The sequence below is a fragment of the Actinomycetospora straminea genome, assembly GCF_028737255.1.
Taxonomy (GTDB): domain Bacteria; phylum Actinomycetota; class Actinomycetes; order Mycobacteriales; family Pseudonocardiaceae; genus Actinomycetospora; species Actinomycetospora straminea.
On sequence record NZ_JAQZAN010000012.1, the window covers coordinates 86,387 to 106,723 of the forward strand.

At 70.3% G+C, this 20,337-nt stretch carries 22 protein-coding genes and 1 pseudogene; 7 read left to right on the forward strand and 16 right to left on the reverse strand.

Translation table 11 applies throughout. The features are described from left to right. The first annotated feature begins 434 nt into the window (after positions 1-434). On the forward strand, positions 435-773 hold the full coding sequence (locus tag PH190_RS17155) for an SLOG family protein (protein ID WP_274232742.1): 339 nt from the start codon (positions 435-437) through the stop codon (positions 771-773). 393 nt (positions 774-1,166) lie between these two features. On the opposite strand, the gene PH190_RS17160 is transcribed toward PH190_RS17155, so the two are convergent. From PH190_RS17160 to PH190_RS17195, 8 genes are read right to left on the reverse strand one after another with little or no spacing between them, the layout of a single operon-like run. Next, a complete protein-coding gene (locus tag PH190_RS17160) occupies positions 1,167-2,441 on the reverse strand; it encodes a tyrosine-type recombinase/integrase (protein WP_274232743.1) in 1,275 nt (424 codons plus the stop codon). Further along, positions 2,438-2,686: a helix-turn-helix domain-containing protein gene (locus PH190_RS17165; RefSeq protein WP_274232744.1), complete on the reverse strand. Its 249-nt coding sequence runs from the start codon at positions 2,684-2,686 to the stop codon at positions 2,438-2,440. Before PH190_RS17165 ends, PH190_RS17160 begins: the two co-directional genes overlap by 4 nt. Before the next feature lie 21 nt (positions 2,687-2,707). Further along, the gene (locus PH190_RS17170) at positions 2,708-4,237 is read right to left on the reverse strand and encodes a replication initiator (RefSeq protein WP_274232745.1); all 1,530 of its coding nucleotides are present in this window, start codon (positions 4,235-4,237) and stop codon (positions 2,708-2,710) included. Next, positions 4,234-4,521, reverse strand: a complete 288-nt coding sequence (locus PH190_RS17175; protein ID WP_274232746.1) for a hypothetical protein — start codon at positions 4,519-4,521, stop codon at positions 4,234-4,236. Before PH190_RS17175 ends, PH190_RS17170 begins: the two co-directional genes overlap by 4 nt. After that, entirely contained in the window at positions 4,518-5,351 is an 834-nt protein-coding gene (locus PH190_RS17180) for an FtsK/SpoIIIE domain-containing protein (protein WP_274232747.1), read from the reverse strand. Before PH190_RS17180 ends, PH190_RS17175 begins: the two co-directional genes overlap by 4 nt. A 43-nt stretch (positions 5,352-5,394) precedes the next feature. Then, positions 5,395-6,321, reverse strand: coding sequence for a hypothetical protein (locus PH190_RS17185; RefSeq protein WP_274232748.1), 927 nt, complete (start codon positions 6,319-6,321; stop codon positions 5,395-5,397). An 18-nt stretch (positions 6,322-6,339) separates the two neighbouring features. After that, positions 6,340-6,561 carry a hypothetical protein gene (locus tag PH190_RS17190; protein ID WP_274232749.1) on the reverse strand — a complete coding sequence of 74 codons (222 nt, stop codon included), beginning with the start codon at positions 6,559-6,561 and terminating at the stop codon, positions 6,340-6,342. Beyond that, positions 6,558-6,956 (reverse strand): hypothetical protein, encoded by a 399-nt coding sequence (locus PH190_RS17195; protein ID WP_274232750.1) that lies wholly within the window; start codon positions 6,954-6,956, stop codon positions 6,558-6,560. Before PH190_RS17195 ends, PH190_RS17190 begins: the two co-directional genes overlap by 4 nt. 125 nt (positions 6,957-7,081) lie before the next feature. On the opposite strand from PH190_RS17195, the gene PH190_RS17200 reads away from it, so the two are divergent. Together PH190_RS17200 and PH190_RS17205 are read left to right on the forward strand one after the other, a co-directional pair. Continuing rightward, a complete protein-coding gene (locus tag PH190_RS17200; RefSeq protein WP_274232751.1) occupies positions 7,082-8,236 on the forward strand; it encodes a helix-turn-helix domain-containing protein in 1,155 nt (384 codons plus the stop codon). 96 nt (positions 8,237-8,332) lie between these two features. Next, on the forward strand, positions 8,333-9,034 hold the full coding sequence (locus PH190_RS17205; RefSeq protein ID WP_274232752.1) for a creatininase family protein: 702 nt from the start codon (positions 8,333-8,335) through the stop codon (positions 9,032-9,034). Between the two features lie 802 nt (positions 9,035-9,836). Here PH190_RS17205 and PH190_RS17210 read toward each other — a convergent pair. The 6 genes from PH190_RS17210 to PH190_RS17235 all read right to left on the reverse strand — a co-directional run bounded on the left by PH190_RS17210 (position 9,837) and on the right by PH190_RS17235 (position 16,938). Beyond that, positions 9,837-10,997: a hypothetical protein gene (locus PH190_RS17210; RefSeq protein ID WP_274232753.1), complete on the reverse strand. Its 1,161-nt coding sequence runs from the start codon at positions 10,995-10,997 to the stop codon at positions 9,837-9,839. 6 nt (positions 10,998-11,003) lie between these two features. Beyond that, complete coding sequence (locus PH190_RS17215) at positions 11,004-12,047, reverse strand: CHAT domain-containing protein (protein WP_274232754.1); 1,044 nt, start codon at positions 12,045-12,047, stop codon at positions 11,004-11,006. Between the two features lie 299 nt (positions 12,048-12,346). After that, positions 12,347-13,519 (reverse strand): hypothetical protein, encoded by a 1,173-nt coding sequence (locus PH190_RS17220; protein ID WP_274232755.1) that lies wholly within the window; start codon positions 13,517-13,519, stop codon positions 12,347-12,349. Between the two features lie 1,334 nt (positions 13,520-14,853). Next, on the reverse strand, positions 14,854-16,014 hold the full coding sequence (locus PH190_RS17225) for an MFS transporter (protein WP_274232756.1): 1,161 nt from the start codon (positions 16,012-16,014) through the stop codon (positions 14,854-14,856). Between the two features lie 2 nt (positions 16,015-16,016). Next, positions 16,017-16,430 (reverse strand): arsenate reductase ArsC, encoded by a 414-nt coding sequence (locus PH190_RS17230; RefSeq protein WP_274232757.1) that lies wholly within the window; start codon positions 16,428-16,430, stop codon positions 16,017-16,019. A 79-nt stretch (positions 16,431-16,509) separates the two neighbouring features. Then, positions 16,510-16,938, reverse strand: a complete 429-nt coding sequence (locus PH190_RS17235) for an ArsR/SmtB family transcription factor (RefSeq protein WP_274232758.1) — start codon at positions 16,936-16,938, stop codon at positions 16,510-16,512. Positions 16,939-17,028: 90 nt separating this feature from the next. Between PH190_RS17235 and PH190_RS17240 the strand changes: the two genes are divergently transcribed. From PH190_RS17240 to PH190_RS17250, 3 genes are read left to right on the forward strand one after another with little or no spacing between them, the layout of a single operon-like run. Beyond that, positions 17,029-17,577, forward strand: a complete 549-nt coding sequence (locus tag PH190_RS17240; RefSeq protein ID WP_274232759.1) for an ArsI/CadI family heavy metal resistance metalloenzyme — start codon at positions 17,029-17,031, stop codon at positions 17,575-17,577. After that, on the forward strand, positions 17,574-18,320 hold the full coding sequence (locus tag PH190_RS17245) for a methyltransferase domain-containing protein (RefSeq protein ID WP_274232760.1): 747 nt from the start codon (positions 17,574-17,576) through the stop codon (positions 18,318-18,320). Before PH190_RS17240 ends, PH190_RS17245 begins: the two co-directional genes overlap by 4 nt. Positions 18,321-18,344: 24 nt before the next feature. Continuing rightward, positions 18,345-18,866 carry a DinB family protein gene (locus PH190_RS17250; protein ID WP_274232761.1) on the forward strand — a complete coding sequence of 174 codons (522 nt, stop codon included), beginning with the start codon at positions 18,345-18,347 and terminating at the stop codon, positions 18,864-18,866. Positions 18,867-18,911: 45 nt separating this feature from the next. Here PH190_RS17250 and PH190_RS17255 read toward each other — a convergent pair whose 3' ends face one another. Continuing rightward, the gene (locus tag PH190_RS17255; RefSeq protein WP_274232762.1) at positions 18,912-19,433 is read right to left on the reverse strand and encodes a DUF2269 family protein; all 522 of its coding nucleotides are present in this window, start codon (positions 19,431-19,433) and stop codon (positions 18,912-18,914) included. A gap of 14 nt (positions 19,434-19,447) precedes the next feature. Then, positions 19,448-19,669, reverse strand: coding sequence for a hypothetical protein (locus PH190_RS17260; RefSeq protein ID WP_274232763.1), 222 nt, complete (start codon positions 19,667-19,669; stop codon positions 19,448-19,450). 128 nt (positions 19,670-19,797) lie between these two features. Between PH190_RS17260 and PH190_RS30635 the strand changes: the two are divergent. After that, positions 19,798-20,307: pseudogene (locus tag PH190_RS30635) on the forward strand (TetR/AcrR family transcriptional regulator); the annotation flags it as partial. Positions 20,308-20,337 lie beyond the last annotated feature (30 nt).

Genomic DNA, 20,337 nt, shown 5'->3' on the forward strand with positions numbered 1-20,337 from the left:
CCCGCGGCGCGCGCCCGGCCCGAGGGCCGGGCGGGGCAACGGCAGCGGCGACCACGACCACGGCGAGAAGCACGTAGAGCAGCCCGGCCCGGAGAACGCCGGGGAGAGCTCGCGCGCCCGACTCACCAGCCGTGGGGCTGCTCAAGGCCGCGCGGCCGAGACCCCGGAGGAACCGCCTATGGCGGGGCGGGGCGGCGGCACGCGAGCTTGTACGGCCGTCCCTCACCAGCAAGGGCCGCCAACCATCTTCACCGGCCGGCCGTCGACGAGCGCCGCGGATCAGGACGAGGGGCCGATGAAGATCGTTGGCTTCCTCCCTTGCTGGCGAGCCTCCGACGGCCGAAGGGCCCGCAGGCGCGGTGGGGCCGGGACGGACCCCACCCGGGGCGCGCACCGCCGCCCCGCCGATCTCACGGGCGTAGGAGGTGGCCGGGATGCGAGTCCTCGTAGCCGGCTCGAAGTTCTGGACCGACGGGCAGACCCTCATGGCCGCGCTTGCCGATGTGTGGGAGCCCGACGCCGCACTCGTCACCGGCGCGTGCCCGGAGGGCGCCGAGGACCTGGCGGCGCGCTGCTGGCGGCGCTGGGGCGGACGGGTCGAGCGGTGGGAGTTCGACTGGGACCAACCGGCGGGGACCGTGGTCGAGAGCCGGCACCGGCGGATGCTCGAGGCGGGCGCCGACGTCTGCCTGACCTTCGGCAGCTTGACCGGGCCGCGGTCGCTGGAGGCGATGAGCCGCGCAGCCGGCGTCCCGACGTACGGATGGACGTGAGCGCCCCGAGGGTCGCGTGACAGCCGGCGGCGACGAGGCACCACCGGTTCCTGCGCGACTCGGGACGACGGGTCAGGCGCCGCCATTGGACGGGCCAGGGCGCCCGGGGTGACCTACGTGGGCACCGTCGAGCGGACGGGCCGACGACGAACACGCGACGAACACAGCCCGCAGACGGGTCCGGACAACGACGAGCCGATCCGGCACGAAACCGCAGCTCCAGGGCTCATCCGTGACACCGCGCGGCACGCCGCGGGTAACCCGGGGGACCTTCACACCGAAGAGGTCACTGGTTCGATCCCAGTATCGCCCACCGCAGGTCAGAGGCCCGATCCCGAACCTTGGGGTCGGGCCTTCGCCGTTCCAGCGGGAGCACTTCGGGAACATCGGCCCTCACTTGATGATCGCTAGCGAGCCGGCCGGGCCGTCCTCGTCGTCATCGTCGGGCCCGTCCTCGTCGTCCTCCCGAGCCGGCGCCTGCCCGCCGCCAAGGGCGTCGAGGATGCGGTCATGGTGCTCGGTGCGCCGCGTGTAGAGCTGCAGCGTCGTGGTCACGTTCTCGTGGCCCATCACACGCTGCACCATGTTCGGCGGGACTCCGTCATCCACGAGCCACGTCGCGTAGGAGTGGCGCAGGTCGTGGAAGCGCAACGCGGCGCCGGCCTCCCGAGCGGCTACCTTCACCGCCTCGTCGTAGGACCCGCAGACCTGGACGACGGACTCGCCGTCCTCGTCGGTCCAGTGGGCTTCGAACTTGTGACCGTCGATCTCGGCGACCTGGCCGAGTAGTCCCGCCCGCACCAGCGCGGGACGCCAGACGCGGGAGCGGAAGAGCGTCCGGCGCAGCGGTTTGCCGACCGCGTTGGGGAACACCAGGCCGTGATCACCGACCCCGAACCGCGCCGTGTGGTCGCCGATCATCGTAGTGAGCCATTCCGGCAAGGGCACGGTTCGTCGCCCGGCGCCGGACTTCGGGTAGGGCTTGAACGCCGTGGTGCCGCTGACCTCCACCACGACTCGGACCACCCGGAGCCGGCGGCGGTGGAGGTCCAACGCGTCCATCCGGAGACCGGCGATCTCACCCCAACGCAGCCCGGCCCACGCGGCGGTGGCGACGAACGCCCGGTAGCGCTCGGGCACGGCGGGCAGCAGTAGCTCTGACAGGTCCTCCTTCGCGATCACGCGGTCGTCGTGGTCGTGCTTACGCCGCTGAGGGAGCCGTACCTCCTCGCAGGGGTTGAAGGCGATGAGCCGGTTCCTGACCGCAGATCGCAGCACCGACGACGTGAGCCGGTACGCCTCGGCCACAGTGGCGGGGGAGCGACGCCCTGCCAGCTGCGTCACCCACCTCTGTACCGACAGGTGATCGATCTTCGCGAGCTGCCAGTGCTCCCACTGCGGGAGCACGTGGGTCCGCATGATCGATGCGTCCCGGGCCTGCGTCGTCGCCTCGCTGTTGCGGCTGTCGAGCCAGGCCTGGGCATGCACCGCGAATCGGAGCCGGCCAGCCTGGGGGTCGACGTACTGACCTCGCGCCTTCGCCGTCTCTTGCTCGGCCAGGAACGTCTTGGCCTCTCGTCTGGTCGTGAAGTTCTTCGATCGCTGACGGTTGGACGGGTCGCGCCACTTGGCCCGATAAGTGCCTTCCGGGGTCCGGTGGATGCTCACGAGGCCACCGCCGACACCTCGGAGAGCCATGCGTGGAAGGCCTCACGCGGCACGAGCCAGCGCCGGCCGAGTCGCTTGGCCGGAATCTCGCCCTTGCGGATCAGCTCGTACGTGATCCCGAGGTTGATCCCGAGAGCCGCGGCGACCTGGCGCACGGTGTAGACCTGCAGCGCCGGAATGTCGTTCAACGACACCGGGTCGTCGGAGCGGTCGGCCAGCTTCTTCAGCAGTTCGTCGCCCTGCATTGTCCTTCTCCTTCTCCGTGGTCATGCGGTGATCGAGTCGAGTTCGTCGCGCGCGGCTCGTCGTTGCGCTCGCGCGTTGGCGGCCGAGGTATTCGCCAGCAGGGCGTCGGCACTGGTGTGCCAGCCGATGCCGGCGTAGGCCAGAGAGCTGACGACGATCTCGGTTCTGTCCTCGTCGCCGGGCTCGTCGTCCTGGTCGGGCCCGTGCTGGTGCTGGGCGAGGCGCCATTCCCGGCGTGCCCGGCGAAGGGCGCCGAGGGTGGTGGAGTAGCGGCGGCTGCGGGTGGAGAAGTGGCCGCCGAAGCCGAGCATGTGCGCCCAGCGCTGGAGCCGGCCCCAGCCGGCGGCCCATTCCTTGGCGTCGGCGCGTTCGGGGCGGGTGCCGAGGTGCCAGCAAGCGTCGACCTGTCGGCCGGGGTGGGTGTCGAGAGTGGCGTGGTCTCGCACGGTGTCGGGGCGCAGCCGACGCGAGGTGTGGCCGGCGAGTTCGGCGGCTTTGGTGGCGTACTTGGCGAGGTAGCCGGCCACGGCGGTGGTGGTGATCTCTCCGGCGTCATCGAGGTCGAGCCGCGAGAGCCGGACGGGACGGGGGTCGACCTGCTCGCCCCACACGACCGGCCACCCCTGCTCGCGGGCGGGGTGGCTGGCGGTGGTGAACCGGGTTTCGACGACGGCGTCTCGGAGGATGGTGGCGAGGTGGTTGGCGCCGACGCGGGGGTCGGGCGGGATGACTGCGTCGGGGTCGCGGGGCTCGAGCCCGTCGAGGCGCACGAGGGCGTGGAAGTGCACGGCGCCGCGGTGCTGGAACTCGGCGACCTTGGTGTAGGACAGGCGCAGCTTGATGCCGTGTCGCTTCGCGAGCGCAGTGACCGCCCGGCGGGCGGCGATCATGGTGCGGCGCCACAGCTCCCCGGAGTGCAGGTTCCACACCGCCTGGGCCGGGTGGTCGTAGCAATCCAGGCACAGCGGCCGTCCCCGCTCGGCCGCGTCGTCGTCGTGACGCTGGAAACAGGCCAGGGGAATACCGTGGGGGCAGTGCTCGAGGTCGCGGCGCGGCCGGCACGGGGCGGGGCGTCCGGCGCGGTCGGTGCGGTGCGTGTGCACGGGGCCGAAGGACGGGGCGGTGGCGGTCAGGAACACGCACGGGTGCTCGCCCACGCTGGCGGGGACCCCTTTGCCGCCGACCAGGCCGGCGGTGACGAGCTGGTAAGTATCGGCGCGGTAGGTCTCCGCGCAGCCCGGGCAGACGGAGGCGCGGCGGTTGCCGCACGGGGTGTAGAGCACCCCGTCGGGCATGTCGGTGGTGTGCCGCTCCCCGGTGACCCGGCCGGTCGCCTGCTCGACGTGCTGGACCAGGCCCACGAGCCGGATAGGGTGCGAGCAGCCGGCGGCGCCGGCCACGTGCGCGGTCCAGGCGTCGTAGTCCCGCGTGAGGGAGGCCGCGAGCTCGTCGAACGACACCGACCCGGCCGCCTTCGCGAGCCGGCGGGCGGCGAGCTCGTCGACCGTCGCCCCCGTTGGCCGCATGGCGGGCCCCGTGGTGGTGGTCATCGTCGGTCCCAGCGGGAGGTGTCGATGCTGGGGTCCCGGCTGGCGAGATAGCGAGCGTTGGCTCGCAGGTCGCGCCCGAGCAGGTCGGCCTCGTCCGGGGAGAGGATCACTTCCACGGTGGTGTCGGGCAGGACGGTCAGGCGGACGACGAGCACGACCGCCGCGGCGTCCATGACCGGGGCGATGTTCGCCGCGCACAGCCGGAACAGCAGCGGCTGGCCGTCGTCCACCGGGTCGGCAGCGGGCGCGAGCTGCACGGGCTCCCGGCGGGCGGGGGCGTTCACGATGCCCACCCGGCGCGCAGAATGGTGGCGCGGTCGGCGAGGGCATAGACCTGCTCGTCGGACAGGTACGCGGACTTGATCCGACGGGGTTCGCCGCCTTCGGCCAGGAGAAGCCCGACGCCCTTGTCTTCGGGGGCGATGGCGGCGGCGGTGTACCCGCGGGTGGCCCACCCGGCGCCGAGCACGATGTCCGAGGACGAGTCTGTGGTGCAGCGGAACGCCCACCGATAGCCGAACAGGTCCCGCAGCGAGGTGGGGATGATGTCCGAGCTGGGCCGCTGGGTGGCGGCGACGACGATGATGCCGGCGGCGCGACCGCGGGCGACGAGGTCGCGCACGGCCACGGAGAAGGCTTCGCGCTGGGACTTGGTGCCGACGGTGGCCGAGTAGTAGGCGACCTCATCGAACACCGCGACCACGGGCGAGATGCCGTGCGCGGCGTCGTCGGGGGTGATCTTGCGGCGGCGCTGCGCGTCGAGGAGGTCATACCGGCGGTCCATCTCGACCTGAAGGTCACTGAGCGCGGTGATGGCGTCATCGAGGTCAGGGCCGACGAAGCGTTCCGCGCAAGTGCGCCAAAGTCCGAGTTCGACGAGCTTGCCGTCGAACAGCCACAGGTCGCAGTCGGTCGACAAGGCGGCATGGCCGACCGGGAGGTTCAGTGCGACCGACTTGCCAGCGCCCGGCTCCCCGGCCACGAGCAGGTTCCGGTAGGTCAGCGTCGCCCGGACCGGCTGGCCGTGTTCGTCGACCCCGAGGTGGATCGGGTCCCAGATCGACAGTGCCAGGGGCTCTGGCGCCTCGTCGCAGATCGCGGCGGGAGTGGTCACGGCGCTGAGCCAGTCGCGGAGCAGGACGCGCAGGCGGGTTGGGTCAGACATAGTCCGACCAGTCCCCGCCACGGTCGGGCACCGCGGTCCGCTCATTCTCGGCGCCCTCGGGCTGTGCGGGTTCGGGATGGTCGATGACGACGGGGGCGTCGTCGCGGTCGTCGAGCGTGGGCCTCGGCGTCGGGACGCCGTTCGAGCCGGCGGCGCGACTGGTGCCGGAGTGGTGCTGGTTGACCGGCTTCGGCGGGACGATCACGGTGCCGCGCGGGGGCGCCGCGCCGGTGGCGGCGGTCCAGTCGTCCAGCTCGGAGGCGATCAGGTCGCGGGCGAGCGGGTCACGACGGATCACGTCGACCCGCACCAGGGCGGTCATCCGTCGGGTCGGGGTCACCCGGGCGTCGCGGGCGAAGCACCCCGAGGCAATCCATTCGACCTGATCCTCGACGTCGGACGGGCTGATCCCCGCGCGCAGGAGCAGCCAGACGGACTCGCCGACCTCAGTGGGATGCGACCAGAGGAACAGCGGGGCGTGGCGGGAGAAGTTCAAGCAGCGCCGCTCGACGAGCACCTGACGCAGCCGATGCCGGGTCATCACCGCCGACGCCCGCCGCGAGACGAACCGGCGCAGCACCGGCACCGCGACGAAGACGGCCACCGTCACGGCGATGATCGCCGACGCCGCCGCGGGTGGGAGCCAGGAGTATGCGAGCGCGAGGAACGCGAATACGAGCGCCACGGCGAGCAGTTCCACCCGCAGCCGGATCAGCAACCCAGCCACGCGCGCGGCCGGGTACGTGGCCGGCGCGGTGATCAGTTCGAAACCGTCCGTACGCGCGACGCGAATCGACCGGCGGGACGTGAGGCGGGAAGTCGAGCGAGCCATCAGAGCACTCCGAGACGAGAAAGCCGACGAGGTGAAAGCGAATGGGAAGAAGGGGGTCGGGACTGCGGGGAAGCCAGCCCCGACCACCGGGGCGAGAGCGGGCGGTCAGGGCCAGGCCAGGGCGGCGCAGATGCCCACGCAGGCGAAGACCTGCGATCCGGTGTCGGTCGAGACGCCGACCGGCACGTGCGGGACGGCGGGGTCCGGGACGCTGGGGTGCAGGTAGTTGGTCTCGCACATCACGCACTCCAGGCCGTCGGCCTGCGCGGCGTTGAGCCCGGACCAGCGCTGCTCGCGCTGCTCGTCCTTGGTGGGAAAGCGGATCACGCCGCACCGCCCTTGCCGGCCGAGGCCGTGACGACGTCAATGGCGTCGGCCTTGAACGACACCCCGGAACGGCCGTCCTGGTTCCACGGGATCGCGATGAGGTTCCGGGGGCGGACCTCGTCGCCGACCTTCACCTCGGGCACGCCCGCGGTCACGCAGTTCAGGACCTCCGCGCCCTCGGGGCCGATCTTGACCAGCTGCGTGGTCGACAGGCCGATCCCGGTGACCCGGTCGGTGCGCTGGCGGCCCTGCATGTCGGTCTTCGGCTTCGGCTCCGATCCGACGCTGTACGGTCCTGCGAGATGTCCACCCTGATTGCTGCCATGGCTGCGGTCCTCCAGGGACTCGATACGAGAGCTTCCGATCCGTTCGGTCGGACAACTCAAGAACACCATCGCAATTCATCCGTCGTAAGTGACACGACGTAGCACGACGTAATACGACAGTTCTTACGTCTTCGCGATCAGATCTCGGTGTGCGATAATCGTCGGGCGACTCGTCGCGTCTTGGGGGTTCGATCATGACCACTGAGCTCAGGGAGGTCCGGCGCCGCCGGGGGTGGACGCAGGACCAGCTCCAGCACGAGATGCGCCGCTCGGCGGCTCGTCTCGGCCTCACGCTGCCCGGGGGCCAACAGAGCTTGCGTGTGATGATTTCTAGCTGGGAGAACGCCCGGCACACCCCGAGCGCGGACCACGTGCTGGTCCTCTGCGCCGCCTACGACGTCCCGGCCGACGCGCTTGGGCTGACCGCCGCCCCGGAACCGGAGCCCGACGAGGCGCCGGTGCGCTCGTTACTACGCCGCCGCACCGCCAACGCCGGCCCCGAGGTCGCCGACTACTTCACGCGTCAGATGACCGAGCACGCTCGGATGGACAACCTGACCGGCCCGCTGTTCGTCGTCGACACCGTTCTGACGCAGTTCGAGCAGCTCGTCGCGTTGCCCGGCCGAGAGCCCAAGCGGGCCGCCTCGCGGTACGCCGAGCTGGCCGGGTGGCTTCTGCACGACTCCGGCGAGACCGAGAAGGCGCTCACCTACACCGACCGCTCCGTCCAGCTGGCCGACGCCGCCGGTGACGACGCCCTCGCGGTCTACAACCTCATGCGCAAGGGCAACGTCCTCTACGCCCTCGACCGCGTCGACGAGGCCGCTGCGGTCGCTCGCCGCGCCGTCGCACTCGCCCAGGTTCACGCCCCGGATCAGCTCGCCGTGTGTTTGCGCCAGGAGGCGCTCACCTCAGCTCGCCGAGGCGACGAGGCCGCCACACGTCAGATGTTCGAGCGCGCCGTCGAGCTGACCGCACCGACCCTGACCGGCGACGAGTTCTCGTCGTACTGCACGACCGGCTACCTCCACATGGAAGCCGCGTTGTGCTGGCTCACCCTGCGCCGCCCGGCCGACGCCGTCCAGGCGTGCACGGCCGCTCTGACCCGGTGGCCCACCGAGCTCGTCCGCGACGAAGCGCTGTGCCGGACGCGACTGGCCGTCGCCCACCTGCAGCTCCGGCAGATCGACGAGGCTCGGGAAGCAACATCGACCGCACTGGACCGGGCCCGCACGGCACCATCCGCCCGGACCTTGCACATGCTCCAGCTCATCGCGACACGGCTGGCGCCGTATCGCCAGGACCGCCGTATACGGGACCTGGCCCGCGAGATCGCCGAGGTCGCCTGACCGTCCGGGTCGGCGGCGGCGTCCGTCGTCGCTGGCTCGCTAGGCTCGCAACCAGAGCCGAGCTAGTCCCGGCCGAACCGGGAGGGAAGGACGACGATGTTCATCACTACGGCGTCGTCGCACGACGAGGCCGCCCGCGGCGCCGACGTCGCGGTCCTGCCCGTCGGGAGCTTCGAGCAGCACGGCGCACACCTCCCCCTCGCAACCGACGCCCTCATCGCCTCCGCCATCGCCTCCCGGCTCGCCGCTGACTACGACCTGTTCCTCCTGCCGCCGGTCACCCTCGGGTGCTCCCACGAGCACGCCGACTTCCCCGGCACGGTCTCCATCAGCTCGAGCACACTGGCCGCGATCCTGGGCGACGTCCTCGAATCGCTCGCCGGGTCCGACATCCACCGTCTCGCGATCATCAACGCGCACGGCGGCAACTACGTGCTCTCCCACGTCGCCCAGGAGGCCAACGTCCACGCACGACGGGTCGTGCTGTTCCCATCGTCGAAAGAGTGGGACACGGCCCGCGAGCACGCCGGCTGCCAGACCACCGCGAGCCAGGACATGCACGCCGGCGAGGGTGAGACCTCGATCCTTCTCGACCAGTGCCCCGAGGTCGTTCGCGGGAGTTACCGCGAGGCCGATCACCGCGCCGACCACCGGCCACATCTGCTCACCCTCGGCATGGGTGGCTACACAGACTCCGGGGTCATCGGCGAACCCTCCGCAGCGAGTGCGGAGAAGGGCCGCCTGTTGCTCGACGCGTTCTCCGCGCAGTTCAAGGACTATCTCGACGTCCTGCGGTAGGCCGAGAGCGATCTGCACGCCCTCGTTGTCGGTGAGGACTTTCTTTACGTCTTCAAGCCGGCCCTGACGGGCCGGACCGGGCGGCTCCGCTGCCGGACCGCCTCTTGTCTTCGACCCGGCGGCCGGCGCGGGCACGCCCGGCCACACCCGTAGATCAGCAGCAGACGCGCAAGCCTCACCGATCGCGAGGCAGCTCAAGGCCGCGCGGCCAAGACGAGGAACACCAGAACCGCCTCCGGCGGTGCTCTGACGGCGATGCGTCGGCGCGAGCTTGACCGGCCGTCCCTCACCAGCAAGGGCCGCAAACCATCTTGCCGGCGACACCGCGAGGACGTGATCGGTCAGCAGGAGGGGCCGTCCAAGATCGTTCACTTCCTCCCTTGCTGGCGAGCCTCCGACGACCGAAGCGCCCGCGTGCGCGGTGGGGCCAAGAACGGGCCCCCACCCACAACGCGCCGACGCACCGCCGCTCTGGTTGGAGGCCCCCATCATGCGAGGTCCTGGCGCCCATCAGCCCTCTCGCGCTCTGCGATCACACTGCCGCGCACGATGGACCGGCCGCTCAGGTCCACACGTCGGGCCGCGGGCACAAGTAGAACCTGGCCGTGTTCGTCTTCCGGGCCTACAAACACGACCCGCTCTAGAACACTGCTTCCGTCTCCGAGGCCGTATCGCGTAAGTAGCTCGTGCGGTGAGAGGAGCGTGCGTCTTCCCTTCTCTGGGTCGGAAAGAAGAAGCTCAAGGCCGTCTGGCCTTGGAATTACTCGCTCAACCACGGCTGGTTGCCAGCCAGACATTTCCTTCAGCTCGCACACGCCAGCATGTTGGGGCTGACGCAGTTCGGTTCGCCGCATTCGTAGACGAGTTCAGCCCCGACAGATGGATCATCTGGGTTGAAGCTGTTATGAACAAGTCGGTGGATGTCGTGCATGCTTCCATCCTCAGGAAACTGCACAGCGAAGGTATTCGACCAGGCTGGTTGCTCATCCTCGGTGATCTGTGCTGCTGCAGCCTGTAAAGCTGCCCGCGCCTGCCCTGGAGTGAGAAAGATGCCGAAGTCTTGGAGAGGTATGCAGTCATCCGGGTCGATCTCCTCCTCTCGCGGCTCCGGGGAAGCACGAGCAGGTGAAGGGCCGGGTGGGTCAGTCTGGCGAGACCAACCGCACGTCGAGCAGACTAGCAGCCATCCTTCTCCGGGTTCGGCCATTTGCTTCTCGACCTGATACGAGGAACACGCTGGGCAGCGCTCAAGCGCTTCACGTTCTGCCCGAGCAAGTGCGAACAGGAACAACTCCACAAGGGAGTTCGCCGCTACCAAAGCAAGCCGGCCATCGAGATGACTAGCATTGCGAGCATGAGTCAGCCAGCCGAGAAGTTCCCAAGTGCTGTCGCTCTGCGATTTCAATAGCTTTCGTAGATGTGCGAGGCTCCGTCCCGGGGCAATCGCGTTTGAAAATACCGCTGCCCACTCCTTGAAATTACCATTCTGAGATGGCAAGGTAGATTCTGGAGGCAGACTGAGACTGATCTCGCGCATCTTGGAGACAAGACTAAGTAGACATTCGCGAAGTCTCATGCCAACTGCTTGAACGTCCTCGACTTCTTTTGCTCTGTCCAGGTTGTCGCTAGCAGTCTCGATGCGGCGTAGGACCTCAAGCACCCAAGTCCGGTCTTCGGCCTCTCTAAAGATGACCGGGTTCCGAGCCTCCATGCGGGTCATCAGTCCGATATGGAAGGAGAGGGCGATGTCCATGCTCTTGATCTGTTCTTGGCTGTAGAGGTTGGTTGGCGGTGTGATCACCCACCAACGGCCTTCGTTCGTGTGCGCGTCCCAAACGTCGTAATCACGCCCTAGGATCGACTCGCTGTTCACCTTCTCGACGTGCTCGACTGCGAAATCGGGGCCTGACTGAGATCGTAGGTACTCATCGATGGCGCGACGCTGGCCTTCCGGGCTCTCCATGACGTACTAATCCCCTTCGGCGGGAGGTGATACCAAGCGGAAATCGATCGCGCTCACACCGTCGACCGTGATCAATTCTGCCTTATCGCCCTCGCCTGTGACGGCATCAAGAGCCAACTTGGCCTGGTTGAACGAGGACTGCAGCGACTGTCCGCTGCCAATCGCTGCGTAGAGCTTCGCCGCGAATGCCTTGGCGCCAATGTCGGTAACGGATTCGGTCATTGCAACAACGGCGGGTGTCGCCGACAGAACGTCTTCGACGCCACTGAAGGAATAACAAGCGTTCAGCACTACCAGTTTGGGTGTCCAGTCGGTCGCAGCGAAGGCCCTTCCTAGGTAGCTATACGAGTACTCAACACCATCAGCGCCCACGTCATCCGGTTCATCAAAATACAACCCTTCTTCGGAGCCATGACCCGAGAAGTGGACAATGTCGGGATGGTCGTCATTCAGGGCGTGGAGTACGTCATCGGTCGTCGCTGCCGGCCAGACAGTTACCTCAATGTCAGTGCCGACAACAGCTCGCTTCAGCGCTTCGCGGATCTCGCGGGCTTCCTGGTCGACCCTGATGCGTTCTTCACCTGCTGGGCTCGCGGTGAGCAGGGCCAACCGGACCTTGGTGCGGGGCGGGAGGACGGCAGGACTGACGGCTGTTCCGCTCGTGCGTTCACTTGCCAAGCGCCGGGCGTGAGCTAGCTCCTCTTTCCGTCGCCTCTTGTCAGCGAGTTCATCTCGTCGGCGCTCCGATACGACGGAAGATCGGAGACTGTCCTCGGCTCGCCCTGCGCGCACCGAAGCCTTGGCTTCTTGCTTAGATTCCGCCGCTGCGGCTTTGTCGAGGGCTGCTGCTTTTTGTTCGCTTCGGTTGGCGGCCCGTGCACGTTGCCTTGCAACGCTTGGGGATTTGGCACGGGTTGCAGACTCTGCCTTCTTCTGCGCCTTCTCGCGTTCCTTGGCGGCGCTCTCCCGCTTGTTCGCCGCCTTGTCTGCGTGCTTAGATTCGGCCTTTTTCTCTTTCGCAACTCGTCGCCGATCGTTGGACGAAGACACCGCACACCTCCTCGTGGGCGACCGCCGCCCCCATCACGACCATCGCATGGAGCACCGACAACGTCGGTTCGCGCGGCCGCAAGCCCCGCCTGAGGCAGCCGTGTTGGGGACCAGTCGGGGACCACACTCCGGGCACAGGGCGTAGACCTATACACGTCGTGCTCGCCAGTGACGGGTTGCGCTCAGGCGCGACGTGCAGCACCGCGTCGGGGCTCGTCCTGGGGGTCAAGGGGGCGAGTTCGCCGAGCTGACTGTTATGTGGAGCGATAGCCGCACGGCGGCTCGGTCGGCCAGATGAACTACGACGAGGACGCATCCTCGGTGTTCTCGCTGTCCTGGCCGATCTCGTCACGGCGTTGGCGCTCGCGGTAGCCGTAGGCCGCCCGGCGCACGGCGTCCTCGCTGTCGAGCCCGGAGCCCAGGGCGCCGGCGACGGTGGCGAGGCCGGTGGTCAGCAAGGCGAGCGCGAGGTGGTCGCCGAACGTCGGTGGGCGGCCGAGGTAGGAGCCGAGTACCGAGGGCTCGAGGAAGAACAGTGACCCGAGCAGGGTGAGCACGTAGACCGTGGCGGACATGGCGAGTACGCCCATGCTTAGGGTGATCACGGTGGAGGCGTTGTAGAGGAACGTCTCCTCGCGCTCGCCCTCGTCGCGAGCTCGTTCCCAGAGGTGGTGGGCGCCGATGATCCAGGCGACCATCAGCGCGACCGCTACCAGCAGGGTCAGAGCGAGCTTGCCGGCCCCGAGGCGGGTGGCGAGTACCCAGGTCGTCGTGGAGGTCAGGGTCAGGTAGGCGCTGGTGCCCAGCACGGCGGCGAGCGCGCTGCGCATGCCCAGCACGAGGCGCCAGGGTTCGTTGGTGCGCACCATGCCGGCGAGCAGGCGCGCCCGCCCGCGCCACGGGGTGGTCACGTAGCGCCTGGTGTGCTGGCCGTCTCCGGCCTGGACGACGTGCACCGGCTGCAGGTGCTGGGCGGGGGCGCGTCCGAGGCGGTTGGGGTGGTGCTGTCCGTGGTCGAGGCCGGCGTCGGCGGTGCCGGTGAGGTCGGCGACCAGGCGGACGATCGCGTGGCGCACCTTGTGGTGCTGCAGGAACGGGCCGAACCCGGGGAGCGAGAGCCCAGCGACGCGGCGGTCGTGGTCGAGGTCGGCGAGGATCGGCTGCTGCCCGTGCTGCATCGGCAGGTCGGTGAGGTAGACGCCGATGTCCCAGTCGGTGTCGGCGGTCTTGTCGGCGACGGCCCCGAGCACCTCCTCGGGGTCCTGCACCGAGGCGGTCACCGGGTGGGTCATCGTGCGGACGTCCCAGGTGATGTGGCTGTCGACGTGGGTGCCGAGCTCGTCGGGGAGCTCGTCGACTAGCTTGGCGGCGATCTCCGCAGGAGTGTCGGGATCGGCGAGCAGGCCCACCACCAGCGTGCGGCGACCGGCGGCCACCGCATTCGGGCTCTGTCCCCGTTCGAGGTCGGTCATCGGTCCTCCTGATCGCGCGCCACTCGGCTGCTGATGGCCTTGAGGGTGAACAGCGCAGCGGGGACGGCAAACCAGAGTCGGCCAACGACTTTGACCTCGCCGCTGCTCAGTCTCGGTCTCCGCTCACTCGTGATGGAGTTGTCAAAGATCAGGCCTAGCCTCGCTCACCCGGGAACATCACGGGAACGTGCGGCGTGGCCGGCCGTGCTAGTCCCCAGGGCTACTCGACACGAACGCCCAGCTCAGCTCGACTCGGCGACCCGCGGTGGCGGTCGACAGCACGGCGGGGCAGGCTTCACACCGAAGAGGTCACTGGTTCGATCCCAGTATCGCCCACCAGCAAAACCCCTGGTCACCGGCTTGACAGAGCCGCCGGCCAGGGGTTTTCTCGTCTCTGTCGAGGGTCGTCGAGGCCCGCTCGTGGCTCACGACCTGCTGGACCGTGGTCGGTGCCGACGGTGACCCACGCGCAGGACGGCGCGAGCTCCTGATCGGCCCGCATGCGCCCGTGACGCCATGCCGCTGATGGGCCAAGGTCTTCGCTAAGAGTCCGTTGACCTGCGGCGATGCTCTGGAATAGTGCTGGGCAGACGTTCGGAGGGCGCGCTGATCGCGGGGGGCGGCGGGGGGCGGGGCGGCCTCGTGCTCCGCTACTCCTCGGCGCGCGAGGCCGTCACCGGCCGCACCATGAGCGCCCACGAGCTCGGTGACGACCCCGCCGAAGACGATGGATCCCCGCGCCGACGCCACCTCAGCGTGTACACGGGCCCGACGTGGCGGCCGGGCGCTCCGCCCTGGGTCGAGGACCGAACCTCGAGTGGGCCCCACCGCGTCGGTCGGGTGAGGGTTTCTTCCCTGCGTGAGAGTGGGCAGCTCGGACCAACCGGTCCACCTCGAGCGCCGGCTCCTGGATCAGCCAGCAGCCCGCCACCTCGGGGGAGATGCCGATGCGACGGAAGCCAGAGCAGCTCAGCGCCGGCGCGGCCTTCTCCCACGCGGCCGAAGCGACCGCTGCCGCCCGTGCAGCGCGGCTGCGCAGCAGCGCGATCAGGCTCGAACAACAGCTCGCGGCACGACCGCGCAGACCTGTCGATCTCGACTCCGAGACGGAGGCCCTCCTCCGAGCGCGCCTCACGAAGTCGGGATACGCCTCGGCAGGCAGGACCCGGTGACGGCGTGCGGTGTCCGCAGGCCTCGGGCACAGGGCGCGCAGACACGCTGGAACACCGATCCGTCCGGGACGATCATCACCGTCCGATTCCTCGGCTCGGCCCGCCGATCCGGCGAAGATCGAAGCAGAGATGCAGCAGTGATCGCGGTCTCCCTCGTCGTCGTCACGCGCGAGAACGGACCATGCCCGCGAACACGACCACACATCCCCACGCGGCCGCCGCCACGACGAGGAACGCCAGGTAGACCCGGTCGTAGCCGAGTGTGGGGGCCAGCGTCGCGGCGGCCACGGGCGCGAGCAGGCCGGCGATGCCCCAGGCGGTGAACACCAGGCCGTAGGTGGTGCCGAAGCGCTCGGGCGGGACCACGTCGGAGGTGGCCGCCGGGGTGAGGGTCGAGAGCGCGCCGTACTGGGTGCCGAGCAGGAGCAGGGCCGCCAGGGCGACGGGTCCGCTCGCGCCGAGGGCCAACGGGAGGCAGGCGAGCACGAGGAGCGCCGAGTTGGCGTGCAGCGCGGCGCGTCGGCCGATGCGGTCGGAGACAGGTCCGGCGATGAGCCGGCCCGCGAAGTTGCCGAGGTTGAGCAGGACGACCGCGAGGGTCACCACGGCCACGTCTCCGGCGAGGTTGCCGGCCTGGGCGAAGGCCGCGAGGGCGGGCGCGCTGCCGAGGCCGAAGGCGAGCCACAGCACGACGACGGGTCCACCCGGCCGCGTCGGTCCGTCGCCGGCCTCGCGCCGCGGGCCCGAGCGGGGCGCGGCACCCGGTACGAGGAAGGCCGCCACGGCGAGCAGGACACCGAGGGCGCCGGCCAGGACGACGAAGGTCCCGACGCGGCCGACCGCGTCGATCAGGGTGGAGGCGACCGGGGCGAGAACGGCCGTGCCGGCGGCGTAGGCGCTCACGACCAGGCCGAGGGCGAGCCCGCGGCCGGTGGCGACGGTGCCGGCGACACGGACGGCGGTGGCGTAGCCGAGTCCGGTGGAGCCGCCGACCAGCACACCGAAGGTCAGGAACAGCACCACCACGGAGGACGCGGCGGCGCTGCCCGACAGTCCGAGGACCGTGCCGGCGAGGGCGACGAGGGCGAGCCGCCGCGGCGCGAACCGGTCGGCGGCACGTCCCCCGGCGAGGACGCCGAGCATGAAGGCGGCCAGGCCGACGGAGAACACACCCGCGAGCACCGCGTGGCCCACGCCGAGATCGCGGCCGAGCGAGTCCGTGAAGACGTCCCAGGCGAACAGCGGACTGACCGCGAGGTCGAGCAGCACGGCGCCGGTGAGCGCGCGTCGCTTGCTGCCCGCTGCAGCGCCGGTGTCGGCCACGGTCACATGGTGGTGGCGGGGACCAGCTCGGTCAGCAACTCGCGGACGCGGCGGTCGATGTCGTCGCGGATCGGGCGGACGTCGTCGATGCCCTTGCCGGCCGGGTCGGTGAGCTCCCAGTCCAGGTACCGCTTGCCGGGGAAGATCGGGCAGGCGTCGCCGCAGCCCATGGTGATGACGACGTCGGCGGCGGCGACGGCGTCGGTGGTCAGCGGCTTGGGGAACTCACGGGAGAGGTCGAGACCGAGTTCGGCCATGACCTCGCGGACCGCGGGGTTGATCTCGTCGGCCGGGGCGGAGCCCGCGGAGCGGACGTGGACGGCGCCCCGGGCGTGGTGGTCGAGCAGGGCGGCGGCCATCTGGGATCGGCCGGCGTTGTGGACGCAGACGAACAGGACCTCGGGGACGTCGGACACGAGTGCTCCCTGGGCTCGGGCGGCGGCGGTCAGGCGCTCGCGGGCGGATCACCCGCGGTGTCGGTGGCGTCCGGATCGCTCACGCGTCGACCACCGGCAGCTCGTCGCGGTCGGCGGGCATCGTGGCGGGGCTGTCCGGGGCCGCGGGCACGAGGACGGCCGACAGCTGGTCCAGCAGCTCGGGGCGCACTCGGTAGTAGACCCAGGTGCCGCGACGCTCGCCCGTGATCAGCCCGGCCTCGCGCAGCACCTTGAGGTGGTGCGAGATCGTCGGGCCGGACAGGTCGAAGACGTCGGTCAGGTCGCAGACGCACGCCTCGCCGCCCGCGTGCGACGCGATCAGCGAGAGCAGCCGCAACCGCACCGGATCGCCCATCGCCTTGAACACCCGCGCGAGCTCGGTGGACTGCCGAGCGGACAGCGGCTCGCGCGCGAGCGGCTCGCAGCACCCGACGACCGCGGCGAGGTCGGCGAGCATCCGCTCCTGCGCCCCATCCTGCTTTGACATACGTCTACCTTGACATGCGTCGAACCACGAGGCAACCTTTGGTTCGATAGACGTCGAAACAGGCGCCGGAACGTGTTCGAGGAGGACGCCGTGTCCCGTGTGCAGCTCGCCCTGCGGGTCTCCGACCTGGAGGGCTCGATCCGCTTCTACTCCCAGCTCTTCGGTGTCGAGCCGGCCAAGCGCCGTCCCGGCTACGCCAACTTCGCGGTCACCGAGCCGCCCCTCAAGCTGGTCCTGCTCGAGGGTGAGGCCGACCGCCCGACCGTGATGGACCACCTCGGGGTGGAGGTCGCGTCGACCGCCGAGGTCGACGACGCCACGGCGCGCCTCTCGGAGCTGGGGCTGTTCACCCAGGTCGAGGACGACACCACCTGCTGCTACGCCCGCCAGGACAAGGTGTGGGTGCGGGGCCCGGGCCGCGAGCCCTGGGAGGTCTACACCGTCAAGGAGGACTCCGCGGACTTCGGCACCAGCGGCATCGGTGCCACGATGCCCGACGACGCCACCGCCGAGACCGCCGGCGGCCAGACCGCGTGTTGCGGGGTCACCGCCTGCTGCTCCCACGACGAGCACGCCACCGAGCCCGGCGTGACCGTCACCGAGGCCACGACCGCCGCCGGCTGCGGGTGCGTCGCGTGACCACGGAGTCCGCGGACGGGTCGGCCGTGGCACGCGAGCGGGTCCGCGCCCGCTACGCCGCCGCGGCCGACCAGGTCCGCGCCGGCCGGACCCCGAGCTGCTCGGGGTCCGACCCGGCCGGGATGTGCGGCGACGCCTACGACCCGTCCGACCTCGCCGACGCCGCGGGGGCCGGGGTCGCCAGCCTCGGCTGCGGGAACCCGCTCGCCGTCGCGGAGCTGCTCGCCGGGGAGACCGTGCTCGACCTCGGGTCCGGCGCCGGGCTGGACGTGCTGCTCTCCGCCCGCCGCGTCGGACCCACCGGGTTCGCCTACGGGCTGGACATGACCGACGAGATGCTCGACCTCGCCCGCCAGAACGCCGCCGACGCGGGCGTCACCAACGTCGAGTTCCTGCGCGGGCACATCGAGGCGATCCCGCTGCCCGACGCCTCGGTCGACGTCGTCATCTCCAACTGCGTGATCAACCTGTCCACGGACGCGCCGGCCGTGTTCGGCGAGATCGCGCGAGTGCTGCGGCCCGGCGGGCGCCTCGGCGTCTCCGACCTCGTCGCGGACGACGAGGCCGACCGCGCGACGGTCGCCGACGGGGCGGCATCGGTCGGGGCGATCACCGGTGTCCTCCGTCGGGCCGAGTACCGGGCCCAGCTCCGGGAGGCCGGCCTCTCCGAGGTCGCGATCACCCTCACCCAGGAGGTCGCCGGCGGTGTCTTCTCGGCCGTCATCCAGGCCTCGCGCACCTGACGAGGCCGGGCGCACACTGCCCGGATGGACCGACACGCGGTTCATCGGGACCTCGAGCGCGCGCGCTCGACGTTCCACGAACTGCACGCCCGGGCGACACCCGCGGCTCTGGCGCGCCGCTCGAACGGCACGCGGTGGTCCAACCAGCAACTGCTGTTCCACATGCTGCTCGGCTACCTGATCATTCGGGCGCTCGGCAACCTCGTCCGCATCGTCGGACGGCTCCCGCCCGGCGTGGGTCGGGCCTGGGCGAGGGTCCTGGACGCCGGCACACGCCCCTTCGACGTCGTCAACTACGCCGGCTCGTGGGCCGGGGGCAGCACTCTCGGGCCGCGGGGGCAGACGGCGCTCTTCGACCGGGTGATCGCCGCGTTGCACCGCCGCCTGGACCGGGAGACCGACGCCGACCTCGCGCGGGGGATGCACTACCCCACGCGCTGGGACCCGTACTTCACGCCGTACATGACCCTCGCCGACGTCTACGCGTACCCCACCCGGCACTTCGACCACCACCGACGACAGCTCACCCTCGACGGCCCTCCGTGAGGGTCGTCGCCGCGGCCAGGCCGGATCACGAGACGGCCGGCGCGCTCAGTCCTCGGGGTCCCGCACGGCGACTCGCGGTGGTCGTCGATCGGGGTCGGTCCGGGTCTCATCGGCGAGGACCCGGCCGCGCGGCTTGTAGACGTTGAGCACCGCGACGACGAGCAGGACGACCAGGCCGGCGCCGGGATGGACGACGTCACCGCCCAGGCGGAGCACCTCCTCCGCCGGCGCGGTCGCCGCGCGTCGTGCGGTCTCGCTGACGTCCCGCATGTGGAGCACCGTGATCAGCGTGGCCACGCTCGTCAGGACGAGGCTCACGACGACCCACCAGTGCCTGACGAGGCCCCAGGCGGTGCTGAGAGAGACGGCCACGCCGGTGACCAGTGCTCCGACGGCCAGAGGGACCACCACGGTCCACCCCACGGTCTCCAGCATCTGCCACGCGGCGCGGACCACGTCCGGCTCGTCACTCGAGCCCGCGACGATCCCGAGGACGAGGTAGCACGCGGCGGCACCCACCCAGCCGACCGAGGCCACCAGGTGGACCGTCAGGAGGCCCAGCCGCACACGCCGATCGATCCTCACGACATCGCCACCCGCGTCGGGACCGTCCCGACGTGGACCAGGGCGGCGGAGCCGTGCTGCGCCGGCCCGTGCGAGCCGCCGCCCACGATCGTGTGGACGAGCAGGGCGAGGGCGATCGCCAGCACGACCAGCACGAACACCGTGACCCATCGCGGGACGAGCACGCGGCGGCCGGCCCGTCCGCGAGCGGTGTCCGGCGGGTGGGGGTCGTCGGCCATGAGCACCTCCGAAGTTTCGTGGACAGTGTGTCTACACCACGACAGACTGTCTACAGGAGCGCGATCGGCGGTACCGTCGGCGCGTGCCGAAGCTCTGGGACGAGACCGTCGAGTCCCACCGCCGCGTGGTGCGCGAGGCGATCGAGGACGCCGCGTGGGCGCTCGCCGACGAGCACGGGCTCCGGGCCGTCACCATGGCCGGGATCGCCACCGCCGCGGGGATCTCCCGGGCGACGATCTACAAGTACTTCCCCGACGTCGAGTCCGTCCTCGCGGCCTGGCACCAGCGCCAGGTCGACGCGCACCTCGAGCAGCTGACCGCGATGAGCGAGTCCGCCGACGACCCGGAGCAAGCCCTGCGATCGGTCCTCGGCGCCTACGCCGGGATGATCGCTCGTCGTGGACGGCACGGCCCCGAGCTCGCCGCGTCGCTGCACCGGCCGGGCGATCACCGGACGAGCGAGGCACGGGTCGACGACCTCCTGCGGCGACTGATCACGTCCCGCGTCGAGGCGGGCCACGTGCGGGCGGACATCGAGGTCGACCTCCTCGTCCGCTTCTGCCGGCACGCCCTGGGAGCAGCAGCCGAGCTTCACTCACCGGAGGGCGTCGACCGCCTCGTCGAGCTCACGCTCGCCGGACTGGAGCCGGAGGCCGCCGGTCCGGGC